Source organism: Brevundimonas sp. UBA7534, from assembly GCF_002479325.1.
GTDB lineage: Bacteria > Pseudomonadota > Alphaproteobacteria > Caulobacterales > Caulobacteraceae > Brevundimonas.
In genome coordinates this window covers 3792-15863 of the sequence record NZ_DLMO01000023.1, presented here as the reverse complement: position 1 = coordinate 15863, position 12072 = coordinate 3792, and the positions used below count along the sequence as shown (strand labels likewise).

Here is a 12072-nt window from a genome sequence, read left to right as displayed (position 1 = left end):
GGATTGCTCGATGCGCTCGGCGCCCTGCCGTTCGAATACCGCTGGACGGCGCGCTGGATCGGCCTCGACAAGCCCGAGGCCGAGCGGGAGATCGTCAAGCTGAGGAAGCGCTGGTTCGCCAAACGCAAGGGCGTCGGCGTCCTGTTGCGTGAGGCCATCACCAAGGAGGAGGTGCCGCTTCTCGATACGGATGCGGCGTCCAAGACCGAAGAGTGCGACGGCGCCCTGGCGGCGCTCGGCGCGGAGTCCTGCGCCTTCGGCTATCTGACTTTGACGGTCACCGTTCTGGACGCCAGCGAGGCGGGGGCGGCGGCCAAGGCCCGCGCGATCGAGGCGGCGCTGAACGCGCAGGGGCTGGTGGCCCGGATCGAGGATCTCAATGCGGTGGAGGCCTGGCTGGGCTCTCTGCCCGGCGAGCCTTATGCTGACGTGCGTCGGCCCCTGGTCTCGACGCTGAACCTGGCCGATCTGCTGCCGGTTTCCGCCATCTGGGCGGGGCCGGCCGGGGACGCCAACCTGGACGGGCCGCCGCTGGCGACGGCGCGCACGACCGGCGCGACGCCGTTCCGGCTGGTGCTGCATGTCGGCGACGTCGGCCACGCCATGGTCGTCGGGCCGACCGGATCGGGCAAGAGCGCCCTGCTGTCCTTCCTGGCCCTGCAATGGTTCCGCTATCGGGACGCCCGGGTGGTCTTCTTCGACAAGGGCCGGTCGGCGCGCGCGGCGACGCTCGCGGCCGGCGGCCGCTGGCGGGCGCTGGAGCCCGGGGCGCGGTTCTCGCTCCAGCCGCTGGCCCGGATCGACCGGGAGGACGAGCGGGCCTGGGCCGCGGAATGGATCGCCGAGACCGTGCGCCTGGCCGGGCTGGAGCCGGTCCCCCGGGTGAGGGAAGAGATCTGGGTGGCGCTGTCGGCGCTCTCTGAGGCGCCGGTCGCGCAGCGGACGCTGACGGTGTTCTGCGCCCTGGTTCAGGACAAGGCGGTCGCCGCCGCCCTGGAGCCCTTGACCCTGAAGGGGCCGCACGGCGCACTGCTGGACGGGGCGGGCGAGACCCTGGCGCCCACCCGGTTCGACACCTTCGAGCCGGAGACCCTGATGGGGACCCCGTCGGCCGTGGCGCCGGTGCTCTCGGCCCTGTTCCACCATCTCGAACAGGGCTTCGACGGCCGGCCGACCCTGCTGGTCCTCGACGAGGCCTGGCTGTTCCTCGGCGAGACCGCCTTCGCGGCCCGGATACGGGAATGGCTGAAGACACTGCGCAAGAAGCGGGTCTGCGTGGTGTTCGCCACCCAGAGCCTGGACGATGTGGCGGCCTCCTCGATCGCGGCCAGTCTGATCGAAAGCTGCCCGACCCAGGTCTTCCTGCCCAATCCCCGCGCGCTCGAACCGTCGTCCGCCGAACTCTACCGGGGATTCGGCCTGAACCGCCGCCAGCTTGAGCTGATCGCCTTCGCCACGCCCAAGCGGGCCTACTACTGGCGCCAGCCGCGCGGCCGGCGGCTGTTCGATCTGCGCCTGACCGGCGTGGCCCTCGCCCTGTGCGGCTCGAGCGCGCCGGAAGACCAGACCCTGATCGACGCTCTCCTGGAGCGATCGGGACCTGACGACGGTCGACCGGGCGGCTTCGCCCGCGATTTCCTCAAAGCCAAGGGAGTGCAAAATGTGGATTCCGTTTTCGACGCCTTCGCCGGCCCGCTCGCGGCCGAATAGGTCCATCCAGATCGTCGCCGTCGGCCTCGTCGCCGTCAGCCTGCTGGGGGCCACGCCGGCGCCGGCCCAGCAGGTGGTGTTCGACCCGCGCAATCACATCGAAAATGCGCTGCAGGCGGCGCGTCAGCTCGAGAGCCTCGCCAACGAGGCGCGCAGTCTGGCGGCCTCGCCCTACAGCCACCTGACGCAATCCAGCCAGTCGCTGCGGGACATGGCCGAGCTGGCGCGGACGGCGCGCGGGATCGCCAGCTCGGTCAGCGGTCTGGAGCAGCAGTTCCGGAGTTTGTACCCCGACGATCTGTCCGGCTCGGACATGCTGAGCCTGCTGGAGCAGGGCGAGGCGCGCACGGCCAACGCCCGGCGCACCGCCGAGGACGTGGCGCGGACGGCCGCCGAGCTGGAACGGCTGGGGCAGGGCCGGTCGCAGAGGCTGGCCGGGGCGCTCTCCGCCAGCCAGGCGGCGACCGGCCAGACGGCGGCGGTCCAGTCGTCCAACCAGCTTCTGGCCGTGCTGGCCGAAGACCTGGCGGCGCTGCGCACCATCATGCTGGCCCAGTCCCGGCTGATGGCCGAGGCCACGGCGCGCGACGCGGCGGACCGCGCCTCCGGAGACGCCGCCCGGCGCCAGCGGTGGGGCCGTCAGGCCGCCGCGCCGGCCGCGCCGCGCTTCGATCCCTTGTCTCACGCGAACGACTGAGGGAGCGGGGCGATGACGGTCGGAGTGGAAACGCCCAACGAGCTGATGGTGGTGTTTTCCGACACCATCTCGGCCGGGTTCGACGCCCTCCAGGGTTCGGTCAACGGCGTGTTCGGCCTGCTCATCGTCCTGGTCGTCGCCCTGACCGGCATCCAGTGGGCGCTGTCCTCCAACCGGGAGGTGCTGGCCTCGGGCTTCGGCAAGGTGCTGCTGATCGGCGCCTTCGCCTGGCTGATCAACGACTGGCAGCGGCTGTCCGAGACCCTCTATGCCGGCTTTCTGGAGCTGGGGCTGACGGCTGGCGGCGGCTCCCTGAGCCGGCAAGAGTTCCTCAACCCGGGGGCTATCCTCGCCCAGGGCTGGGAGATCGTGAAGGCGCTCGGGGAGACGCCCGCGCCGGTCGACAATCCGCTCGACGTCGTCGGCAACATGGCGGACGCCCTGATCCTGGGCCTGGCCATGATCGGCATCATGCTGGCCTTCGCCGTGCTGGCCCTGCAGATCATAGTCTCCCTGCTGGAGTTCAAGATCGTCACCCTGGGCGGCTTCGTGCTCCTGCCGTTCGGGATCTGGAACAAGTCCGCCTTCCTCGCCGAACGGCCGCTGGGTTATGTCGTCTCGTCCGGGTTGAAGGTCCTGGCCCTGGCGATCGTCGTTTCCGGCGCGCGGACGATCTTCGATCAGCTCCAGCCCTCGGCCAATCCCGACATCTACGAAGCCCTGACCATCCTGGTGGCGGCCATCCTGCTGGCCATGCTGGCCCTGTTCATCCCCAACCTGGCCTCGGCCCTGGTGACCGGAGGACCGGCGCTGGGCGCCGGCGCGGCGCTCACCGGAGCGCTGGCGGTCGGCGGGGCCGGCGCCCTGGCCGGGGCAGGGATCGCCGGCGCCGGCTCCATGGCGGCCGGCGGGGCCGCCCGCCTCGCCGCACCCGCGCGCGCCGCTGCGGGGGCCGGGTCGGGACGCCCGCCCGCGCCGCCGAACCCGCAGGGGCCGTCGACGCCGAAGCCCTCGAACGACAACCCGCCGCCGTCCGGTCCCCGCCGTTCGTCAGGCGGAGCCGTGACCGCCTCGGCGGGGACGAGCGGTGTCGGCGAGCGCGCCGTCGCCTGGCGACCGCAGACCGCGTCGGACAGCGCCGCGAACGGAACGGCCGCGGACGAAACCCCGCCGGCGAGCGGGCCGGGGGCCTCGAAGGACGCGCCAGGCCGTTCGCCCGGGACGATTGCCGGGGAGGCCCAGGCCGCCAGGGCGGACTTTCACCGGGCCGCGTCGAGGCCCGCGACGGCCACGGGCGGAGGCCCGCGGGGGCGGTCCGCGGCCCTGCAGGCTTTCTTCGTCGCCAACACCGGCCGCGGTCTGCTCCCGGCCGGGGAAACCAGCGGCGTCCTGTCGCCCAATCTGAAGACCGAGGAGTCCTGAGATGCACCCCTTCTTCCGGCCCCGACGGGCCCTGGCGTCCGCGCCCGACCAGACGCCGTACCAGCGCGCCGGCCAGGTCTGGGACGACCGGATGGGCCTGTCCCTGGCCCATGCGCGCAATTGGCGCCGCATCGCCCTGGCCAATCTGGCGCTGGCTGGTTTCCTGGGCGCCGGCTGGTGGGTCCAGGCGGACCGGGCCGTGGTGAAGCCCTTCGTGGTGGAGGTGTCCGACTGGGGCGAGACCCAGAGGATCACCGCCATCGGCGGGCGCTATGAACCGAACGAGGCCCAGATCGGTCACGCCCTGGCCGGCTGGGTTCGCGATGTCCGTTCCAAGAGCATCGATCCCATCGTCATCCGCCAGAACTGGCTCCGGGCCTATGACCTGATGACGCCCAGGGCGGCGTCCTTTCTCAACGCCTGGGCCCAGACCCACGACCCGTTCGCCGAGGTCGGGCGCGAAGCGGTCAATGTCGAGATCCTGAACGTGGTCCGCCGGACGGACCGGACCTTCGACCTGCAATGGCGCGAGACCCGCTTCGTCAACGGCCAGTCGGCCGGGGCCGAACGCTGGCGGGCCCTGATCACCACCACGATCCAGCCGCCCCGCACGGAGGCCGAGCTGATGAAGAACCCCCTTGGACTGAAAATCGAGGACGTATCATGGACCCCCGACGCCTCCTGATCCTGGCCGCCCTGGGCCTGTCGCTGTCCGGCTGCGCGGTCTTTCGCGATGGCCTGCGGCCGGCGGCCGCCCTGATGGGGCGCACGACCGCTTCGACGCCCACGGACGTCCTGGCATCGACGCCGGTCATCGAACCCGAACCGGCCCTCGCGGTGGCCGAGGGTCCGCAAGGCCGCTCGCCGACGGAGCGGGCCTATGAGGCGGCGCCCGTCCGCGCGGCGCCGGCCGCGACGGTCCCATCAGACGCACGGAATGTGCCGGCCGGCGCGACCGGGCGGCAAGCCATCGCCGCGGCCAATGCGACGGCGCGCGCGCCGTCCCGCCAGGACGCCTTCGTCGGCGGGGTCCAGGTCTTCACCTGGTCGCCCGGACGCGTGTTCGAGATCTGGACCGCGCCTCTTCGCGTCACCACCCTGACCCTGGCGCCGGGGGAGACCCTCGTGGCCAAGGCGGCGGGGGACACCGTGCGCTGGCAGATCGGCGAGGCGGTCTCCGGCGAGGGGGCGGGCCAGCGGACCCATGTGCTGCTCAAGCCCCTCGAACGGGGCCTCGAGACCAACCTCGTCCTGACGACGAACAGACGGGTCTATCTCATTGATCTGAAAAGCGGCGCGACCGACGCTTTCAATGCCGCCGTCGCCTGGGACACGGACGCGATCCTCGCCGGCGGCGCCCCGGAGGCCGCCATGGCGTCCGTCCCGGCCCGCGGCGGCGAGCCCGTCGTGATGCCGGAGGGCGAGCTCGACGCCCGCTACCGGATCGATCCCCAGGGCCGGCGTCCGCGCTGGACCCCGACCTCGGTGTTCAACGACGGCCGGCGGACCTTCATCACCTTCGACGCGGACCTTCAGGTGGACGAGGCGCCTGTCCTGTTCGTCATCGCCCCCGACGGAGAGGCCCAGATGGTCAACTACCGGCAGGTCGGCGGCCTCTATGTCGTCGACCGGGTGTTCGACCGGGCCGAGCTTCGCCTGGGCGGCCGCCGGCCCCAGGTCGTCCGCATTCGCCGTCTCGCAGGAGCCCGGTCATGACCCACCTCGATCCTCTCCACACGGCCCGGCCCGACGTTGCGCCCAAGGAGCCGGCGCCGGGTCTGAGCACCCGGGCGCCGCGCCCCCACGCCGTGCGCCTGCGCAAGTCCGTGGTCCAGCTCATCGTCATCGGCGGGGCGGTGCTCGTGTCGGGCTCCCTGGCCTGGGCCTTCGTGGTCCAGCCGGAACTGCGCGACAGCGCCCGCGCCCGTCAGGCCGAGGCGCGGGAGGACCAGGCGCGCGGCGTGGTCCGCCCGGCGGAAGCGGTGACGGACCAGCCGGCGACCTACGATCGCCTGCCCGAGCCGCGCACGGCGGACCACCCGCCGACGACCGAGGCCGCCGCGACGCCGGGCCCGTCCAGACGGTCCGCCGACGCCTATGCGCCCGCATACCGGCCCGCGTCGGCGCCGAATGCCCGCGGACCCAGCCCGCGCGAGCAGGCGGCGCGGTCCGGGCTGTTCTTCGAGGACGCGCGAGCCCAGGCGGCGGGCTCAAGGGCGGCCGCGCCGGCGCCGGGCGGCGATCGGTCGCCGGTCGCCAACCCGGACTATGGCGCGATCTACAACGGCCATGCGCTCGTGGCGCCGCTTTCGCCGTTCGAACTCAAGGCCGGCGCCATCGTGCCCGCGGCGCTTCTGACGGCCGTGGACACCTCGCGCGCCGGACCCGTGATCGCGACGGTCACGCAGAATGTCTATGACTCCGTAAGCGGCCGTCACCTGCTGCTGCCCCAGGGCACGCGGCTGGTCGGCACGTCCGAGGGCGAGAGCGCCTACGGGGATCGGCGGGCCTTCCTCACCTGGGAACGGTTGATCCTGCCAAACGGCAAGAGTCTGATCCTGACCGGCGAGCCGGGCGTGGACGCGCAGGGCGCGATCGGCGTCCGGGGCCAGGTTGACCGGCGGCTGTGGCCGCTGCTGGTGGGGACGCTGTTCGCCGGCGCCATCACCACGCTCGGCCAGATCGCCCGCGACGACGACGGGGGCTCGGGCGGCCTGCTCGGCGACGCCGGCGACGCGGCGGCCATCGAGGGCGCCCGGGTCGGGGGGCGGCTGGTGGACCGCGAGCTGGAGGTCCGGCCTTCGATCCGGCTGAGGGCCGGCGCGCCGGTGCGGGTGATGATCACCCGGGACCTGATCCTGGAGCCGTACCGTCCATGACCCGGCTCCTGAAATCGGTCCGGCTTTGGGGGGCGATCGCCGCCCTCGGGCTTTTGGCAGGCGCGGCCAAGGTCGCCGATCGGAGCCCGGCCCTGGCGTTGGTCAACGAGAGCCCGAGCCTGCCCCGCGGCGTCTATCTGAGGCGGCCGGGGGCCGAGCCCGGCCGGGGCGCCGTCGTGGCCATCCCGCAGCCGGCCGGGGCGCGGCCCTATCTGGCGGCGCTCGGCATGCCGGCGGACGTGCGCCTGATCAAGCGGGTCGCCGCGGTCGGCGGCGACGGGGTCTGCGCGGACGACGGCGTGGTCCGCACGCCGGCCGGTCGGGTGCGCGCCCTGGCGCGCGATCGCCGGGGCGCGCCCCTGGCCGCCTGGGCGGGATGCCGGCGACTGGCCGACGGCGAGCTCTTCCTGCTGGGCGACACCGCCGGGAGTTTCGACAGCCGCTATTTCGGGCCGGTCGCGCGGTCGGAAGTGGACGGCGTCTACCGGGAGGTTCTGACATGGTGAGACTGGCCTGCCTGGCCGCGATGGCGGCGGCGGTCGCGGGGCCGGCGTCGGCCCAGGCCGTGAACTGGCGCGACGCCGGCGGCGATCTGTTCGGCCGGCCCGCCGAGGCGGTCGCCGAGGATGTCCCGGACAGCCTTGAAGCGGCGTGGATCGCGCCCCTCAGCCAGCCTTTCCAGGAGGCCGTCGCCGCGGCCGCGGCGAGGCACGGCCTGGATCCCAAACTGCTCCACGCCCTGGTGGTGACGGAGAGCGCCTACAGGCCCGACGCCCTTTCGCCCGTCGGCGCGGGAGGACTGACCCAGCTGATGCCGGGCACCGCCCTGGAGCTCGGCGTCCGCGACCGCTTCGATCCCGTCGAGAACCTGCGCGGCGGCGCGGACTATCTGGCGCGTCAGATTCGGCGCTTCGGTGATCTGCGGCTGGCGCTGGCGGCCTACAATGCGGGTCCGGCCCGCGTCGCGCGGCTGGGGCGAGTGCCGGATATTGCCGAGACCCAGGCCTATGTAGCGACGGTCGTGGACTGTTACCTGGCGCTGACGGCGGGGCAGGGGATCACCAGTTCGACCCAGTGTCGCCCGCGCGGAGCGGGGCGATGATCGGGGAAACGGAGACGGAGGCCGGGCCCGGGGTCTCGCCGTGCGGGGACGAGGACCTGCTGACGCGGGCGGAGGCGTCGGCCTTCCTGGCCCAGTTCGGCATCCGGCTGAAGCCGTCCACCCTCGCGCGGCTGTGGTCGACCGGCGGAGGCGGTCCGCCCTGCCGTCACGTGCGGTCCAGGCCCCATTATCCTCGCGGCCTGCTGCGGGAATGGGCGCGATCGCAGATCACGGACGTCCGCACCGCCGCGCCGCCGGCGGCGAGAGGGCGCCGCCGTGGCTGACCATGGGATCAGAACGCCGCCGCCGCCGACGGTCGCCGGTCTGCTGGCGGACCCGGCCGCCAGCTTCGCGATCAAGGATGTGGCCCGGCGATGGGCGGCGCGCGACTGCGTGGACGCCGCGACCGACGCCCGAGTGCTTTGCGAGATGTTCGAGGCGGCGGCCGACCGGATGTTCGGAGGCGCGTCGTGACGTTCGAACCTGAAGGCGGGCCGGTCGAGACGGGCGGGCCGGAAGACCGCTTGCTGCCCTGGGATCGGGTCCGCGACGTCACGGGCCTCAGCCGGTCCACCGCGTGGCGTCTGCAACAGGTCGGGGATTTTCCCGAACCCGTGCGCATCTCCCCCAATCGGGTCGGCTGGTGGGAAAGCGAATTGACCGCCTGGAAGGCGACACGCAAGACCCGCGGCCTGCCCTGTCCGAGGCCGCTGGCCCGGCCCCGGGAGCCCAAGCTCATCCAGACCGCGCGATCGTCCCGTCGTCAGCCCGACAAGGCCGCTGCCGCCCCGGCGAACGTCGTGCCGGAGGCTGCAAGCCCTGTGACGCCGGCGGCCCCGCCCCGACGGAAACGGCAGGCCTCCGCCGACCAGATCGATTTCGGATTCTAGGGCGAAGGGCCTGGCGACGGGTTTAGAGGCCGCCCCTGCGGATTTTGCCCATCGCAGTCGCACAAAGAGAGGCTGACGGACATTTCAGCACGATAAGGGAGTTTTACGGACATTTGGCCTTTGGCTGGCATCTTAAGTGAAACTACGTTAAGTGACGATGGCGGACATTATTGCGATTTAAGGGACCGTGGCGGACATTTCCTGTATTTCGCGCGGTCTTGGGAGACGGTCATGGCTGACATCCTCTTCACGCCCTCGGGCAGCGAAGCGACCGACAGGAAGATCCGCCGCGATCATGAAGGCGGCAAGCTCGTTCGCATCGCGACCGGCGTCTATGTCGAGCCCGGCGCCGAGCCGATCGACGCCGTCGTGCGTCGAAAATGGTCGACCATCCTCGGCAGGCTCGTTCCCGACGGCGTCGCCACCGACCGGACGGGCATGGAAAGCCAGCCGTGGAGGGACCGCTCCAGCGGCGCGCCGACCGGGGTCGGCCACGTCTTTGTCAGCGCGCCGCGGACCCGCGATGTGATCACCCTCCCGGGTCTTGAGATCCACATCCGTCAGGGTGTTGGACCCGTCGACGGCGACATCCCCTATCTGGGCTCCTGGCTGGCGGGACCAGTCCGAAAGCTGCTCGACAACCTCAGTCCGTCGCGCGCCCGGAATGGACCGGCCCGCACCCTCGGCAAGGCGGGGGTCGAAGCCGCTCTTGAAAGTCTGTGCTCGACCCACGGCGAAGAGGGCCTGAACCATATCCGGGACCAGGCCCGGGTTCTGGCGCCCGTCCTCCAGCGGGAAAAGGAATTCGAGGTCCTGAACGGTCTGATCGGCGCGCTGCTGCGGACCCGCCAGGACAAGCTCAGCACGGTCCAGGGACGGGCCCGCGCCGCCGGCGCGCCTCTGGACCCCGCCTGCGTCGGTCGCCTCGTGACCCTGGCGGATCATCTTCAGGCCCGCGCCCCCCTGTCGATCGCCGATCGGGACGCGACGCCCGGCCGCAAGACGAGCGGCGCGTTCATGGAGGCTTATTTCTCCAACTTCATCGAAGGCACGGAGTTCGCCGTCAGCGAGGCCGTCGAGATCGTCTTCGAAGGCAAGATGCCCGATGCCCGGCCGGAAGACGGGCACGACGTCCTGGGCGCCTATCTCCAGCTCGTCGATCTGGGGCCGCGCGCGGCCGTGCCCCGCGGGGCGGACGCCTTTCTCGCCGAGATCCAGGAGCGGCACCGGATCCTGATGGACGCCCGGCCGTCGGTCCGGCCGGGTCAGTTCAAGACGCGAACCAACAAGGCCGGGGATACGACCTTCGTCGCCCCTGACCGCGTCGAGGGAACCCTGCGGGAGGGCGTATCGATACTCGAGACCCTGAAGGACCCGTTCTCGCGCGCCGTGTTCGTCCATTTCCTGCTGTCGGACGTCCATCCTTTCAATGACGGGAACGGGCGCCTGAGCCGCATCATGATGACGAAGGAGCTCATGGCCGGCGGCCTGTCCCGCATCGTGATCCCGACGGTGTTCAGGGAAGACTACCTCGACGCCTTGCGCGCCCTGTCGCGGCGGAACGACCCCTCCATCCTGGTGCGGTCGCTCGAATTCTGCCAGCGCGTGAGCGCCGCCTGCTCGGAGGAGACGACGGAGGCCGCCATCACGACGTGGGCGCGCGCCTATGCCTTCTGCGAGAGTCCGCGTCACGCCCGGCTGACGATGCCGAACCCGGCCCTGGTCATCGAGACGCATGACGGCACGCCGGCGCCTGCAGACTATTGGCAGGCGCTCAGGCGCGACCAGGGCGCGCCGATGCCGATCTGATCCGTGAACCGTGTCGACCAGGGTTCTGCCTCGCGCTTGGGAGCTCGCCATTTAGCGGACGCCGGCAGGCCCTACGAACCGGCCCGCCGGGCCAATGTCCGCTTACGACCGCCCTGAGCGGAGATCGCCGCTGGCGCCGCCGGACGTCTAGAACTGACCTTTCGCAACGTCCGCTGCCCGAAAAGCGCTCGCCTCGGTCCTGGAGGGCGTTCCTAAGACGTGCCCGCCCTGATCCGGCGCAGCATAATGTGACGCTCACCGACCTCAGGCGTTGATCCTTCGGGACAGTTGATTCAATCTCTGTCAAACGGACTTCAGAATGAACCTGGCATTACGTGCAGATGGAGCGGCCCTGGCGCCGATTTCGCCGCGCCTCGAGCTGGGCGCGTACGAATCGTTGTGGCTGGAGCAGGGCGCGACCTTCAAGACGCTCGCAGACCGTTTCGCTCGGGACCCGTCGGCTCTTCCGTCCGATTTCGTGTCCCGCTCCGCCGCCGAGGCGGCTGCGGACGAGGTGTTCGCCCGGCTCAAGAAGTCGGGCGTCCATCGGTTCGGCGTCCGGATCAACCATGCCGGCGACTATCCCGAACGGCTTCGCGACGCGCGCCACCCGATCGAAGTCCTCTACTACCAGGGGGCATGGGAGCTCACCGAGACCCGCTCCATCGCGGTCGTAGGGGCGCGGAAAGCCACAGAGCAGGGCACCCAACGTGCAGCCCAGATCGCCAAAGGCCTGGTTGAGCGTGGCTTCACCGTCGTGTCCGGGCTGGCAGAGGGTATCGACCGCGCGGCGCACACCGCCGCCTTGGGATGCGGTGGCCGCACTATCGCCGTCATCGGAACACCGCTTGGACAGTACTATCCGAAAGCCAACAGGGACCTTCAGGACCAGATCGCCACGGATCATCTGCTGATCTCGCAGGTGCCGCTGTTGCGCTACGGCAAACAGGGGCCCCAGCAGAATCGCCTGTTCTTCCCCGAGCGAAATGTGACGATGAGCGCCCTCACCGAGGGCACCGTTATCGTGGAGGCCAGCGACACGTCCGGGACCCTCACTCAGGCACGGGCCGCCCTGCACCAGGGCCGCAAGCTCTTCATCCTCGACAGCTGTTTCGACCCGTCGCTGAAGCTGACGTGGCCCCGGAGGTTCGCCGACCTGGGCGCCATTCGCGTTCGCTCGATGGATGACATCTGGAACGCCCTTGCATGACGATCCGCTTCAGGCAGATCGATGACAGCAACCGCGGCGATCACTACCACCTGACGCCGGCGGACGCCTGCCTGTACCTCCTCGAGTTCACGTCGGGGCAGGGCTATTCGTACAGCAAGGCGAACTCCCTGATTTCCAATCTCAAGAAGAAGCCCACGGCATCAGCGGCCGAGCTTGGCTACAAGCGGGAAGCGATCGGGAAGTGCGCCGGCGCGCTCGGAAAGGCGCTGAACCACGACTGGATCCGGCAGTCCGTCATCGTCCCCGTCCCGCCCTCGAAAATGGTGGGCGACCCGGCTTACGACGACCGTATGTTCGACATGGCAGCGGCGATCCAGCCCGCCGCTGATGTT

The 12072-nt window shown here is 71.0% G+C and carries 13 protein-coding genes and 1 pseudogene; all 14 read left to right on the top strand.

Translation table 11 applies throughout. The annotated features are described in order from the left end of the window. Positions 1 to 1710 (top strand): conjugal transfer protein TrbE (locus tag B2U11_RS01515; protein ID WP_292069279.1); only part of this gene is annotated, 1710 nt, incomplete at its 5' end. After that, complete coding sequence (locus B2U11_RS01510; protein WP_291838935.1) at positions 1661 to 2407, top strand: conjugal transfer protein TrbJ; 747 nt, start codon at positions 1661 to 1663, stop codon at positions 2405 to 2407. The genes B2U11_RS01515 and B2U11_RS01510, both read left to right, overlap by 50 nt. Positions 2408 to 2419: 12 nt before the next feature. Further along, positions 2420 to 3829 carry a P-type conjugative transfer protein TrbL gene (trbL, locus tag B2U11_RS01505; protein ID WP_292069278.1) on the top strand — a complete coding sequence of 470 codons (1410 nt, stop codon included), beginning with the start codon at positions 2420 to 2422 and terminating at the stop codon, positions 3827 to 3829. 1 nt (position 3830) lies between these two features. Further along, positions 3831 to 4514 carry a conjugal transfer protein TrbF gene (trbF, locus tag B2U11_RS01500; protein ID WP_292069277.1) on the top strand — a complete coding sequence of 228 codons (684 nt, stop codon included), beginning with the start codon at positions 3831 to 3833 and terminating at the stop codon, positions 4512 to 4514. Next, positions 4493 to 5545, top strand: a complete 1053-nt coding sequence (trbG, locus tag B2U11_RS01495) for a P-type conjugative transfer protein TrbG (RefSeq protein WP_292069276.1) — start codon at positions 4493 to 4495, stop codon at positions 5543 to 5545. Before trbF ends, trbG begins: the two co-directional genes overlap by 22 nt. Then, positions 5542 to 6708 (top strand): TrbI/VirB10 family protein, encoded by a 1167-nt coding sequence (locus B2U11_RS01490; RefSeq protein WP_292069275.1) that lies wholly within the window; start codon positions 5542 to 5544, stop codon positions 6706 to 6708. The genes trbG and B2U11_RS01490 overlap by 4 nt, the downstream gene beginning before the upstream one ends. Continuing rightward, positions 6705 to 7214 carry a S26 family signal peptidase gene (locus B2U11_RS01485; RefSeq protein ID WP_292069274.1) on the top strand — a complete coding sequence of 170 codons (510 nt, stop codon included), beginning with the start codon at positions 6705 to 6707 and terminating at the stop codon, positions 7212 to 7214. Before B2U11_RS01490 ends, B2U11_RS01485 begins: the two co-directional genes overlap by 4 nt. Then, complete coding sequence (locus tag B2U11_RS01480) at positions 7208 to 7810, top strand: lytic transglycosylase domain-containing protein (protein WP_292069273.1); 603 nt, start codon at positions 7208 to 7210, stop codon at positions 7808 to 7810. Before B2U11_RS01485 ends, B2U11_RS01480 begins: the two co-directional genes overlap by 7 nt. After that, entirely contained in the window at positions 7807 to 8094 is a 288-nt protein-coding gene (locus B2U11_RS01475) for a hypothetical protein (RefSeq protein WP_292069271.1), read from the top strand. The genes B2U11_RS01480 and B2U11_RS01475 overlap by 4 nt, the downstream gene beginning before the upstream one ends. Continuing rightward, complete coding sequence (locus tag B2U11_RS01470; protein WP_292069270.1) at positions 8087 to 8284, top strand: hypothetical protein; 198 nt, start codon at positions 8087 to 8089, stop codon at positions 8282 to 8284. The genes B2U11_RS01475 and B2U11_RS01470 overlap by 8 nt, the downstream gene beginning before the upstream one ends. After that, entirely contained in the window at positions 8281 to 8700 is a 420-nt protein-coding gene (locus B2U11_RS01465; protein WP_292061956.1) for a helix-turn-helix transcriptional regulator, read from the top strand. Before B2U11_RS01470 ends, B2U11_RS01465 begins: the two co-directional genes overlap by 4 nt. 231 nt (positions 8701 to 8931) lie before the next feature. After that, positions 8932 to 10509 (top strand): Fic family protein, encoded by a 1578-nt coding sequence (locus B2U11_RS01460; RefSeq protein ID WP_292061959.1) that lies wholly within the window; start codon positions 8932 to 8934, stop codon positions 10507 to 10509. 319 nt (positions 10510 to 10828) lie between these two features. Beyond that, the gene (locus B2U11_RS01455) at positions 10829 to 11719 is read left to right on the top strand and encodes a DNA-processing protein DprA (protein WP_291838722.1); all 891 of its coding nucleotides are present in this window, start codon (positions 10829 to 10831) and stop codon (positions 11717 to 11719) included. Beyond that, a pseudogene (locus B2U11_RS01450) lies at positions 11716 to 12072 on the top strand (hypothetical protein); the annotation flags it as partial. The gene B2U11_RS01455 and the pseudogene B2U11_RS01450, both read left to right, overlap by 4 nt.

Excerpts from the sequence above, each read along its gene's own strand:
- B2U11_RS01510 (WP_291838935.1), top strand. The coding sequence starts at position 1,661 with ATGTGGATTCCGTTTTCGACGCCTTCGCCGGCCCGCTCGCGGCCGAAT.
- trbL (WP_292069278.1), top strand. The coding sequence starts at position 2,420 with ATGACGGTCGGAGTGGAAACGCCCAACGAGCTGATGGTGGTGTTTTCC.
- trbF (WP_292069277.1), top strand. The coding sequence starts at position 3,831 with ATGCACCCCTTCTTCCGGCCCCGACGGGCCCTGGCGTCCGCGCCCGAC.
- trbG (WP_292069276.1), top strand. The coding sequence starts at position 4,493 with ATGGACCCCCGACGCCTCCTGATCCTGGCCGCCCTGGGCCTGTCGCTG.
- B2U11_RS01490 (WP_292069275.1), top strand. The coding sequence starts at position 5,542 with ATGACCCACCTCGATCCTCTCCACACGGCCCGGCCCGACGTTGCGCCC.
- B2U11_RS01485 (WP_292069274.1), top strand. The coding sequence starts at position 6,705 with ATGACCCGGCTCCTGAAATCGGTCCGGCTTTGGGGGGCGATCGCCGCC.
- B2U11_RS01480 (WP_292069273.1), top strand. The coding sequence starts at position 7,208 with ATGGTGAGACTGGCCTGCCTGGCCGCGATGGCGGCGGCGGTCGCGGGG.
- B2U11_RS01475 (WP_292069271.1), top strand. The coding sequence starts at position 7,807 with ATGATCGGGGAAACGGAGACGGAGGCCGGGCCCGGGGTCTCGCCGTGC.
- B2U11_RS01460 (WP_292061959.1), top strand. The coding sequence starts at position 8,932 with ATGGCTGACATCCTCTTCACGCCCTCGGGCAGCGAAGCGACCGACAGG.
- B2U11_RS01455 (WP_291838722.1), top strand. The coding sequence starts at position 10,829 with ATGAACCTGGCATTACGTGCAGATGGAGCGGCCCTGGCGCCGATTTCG.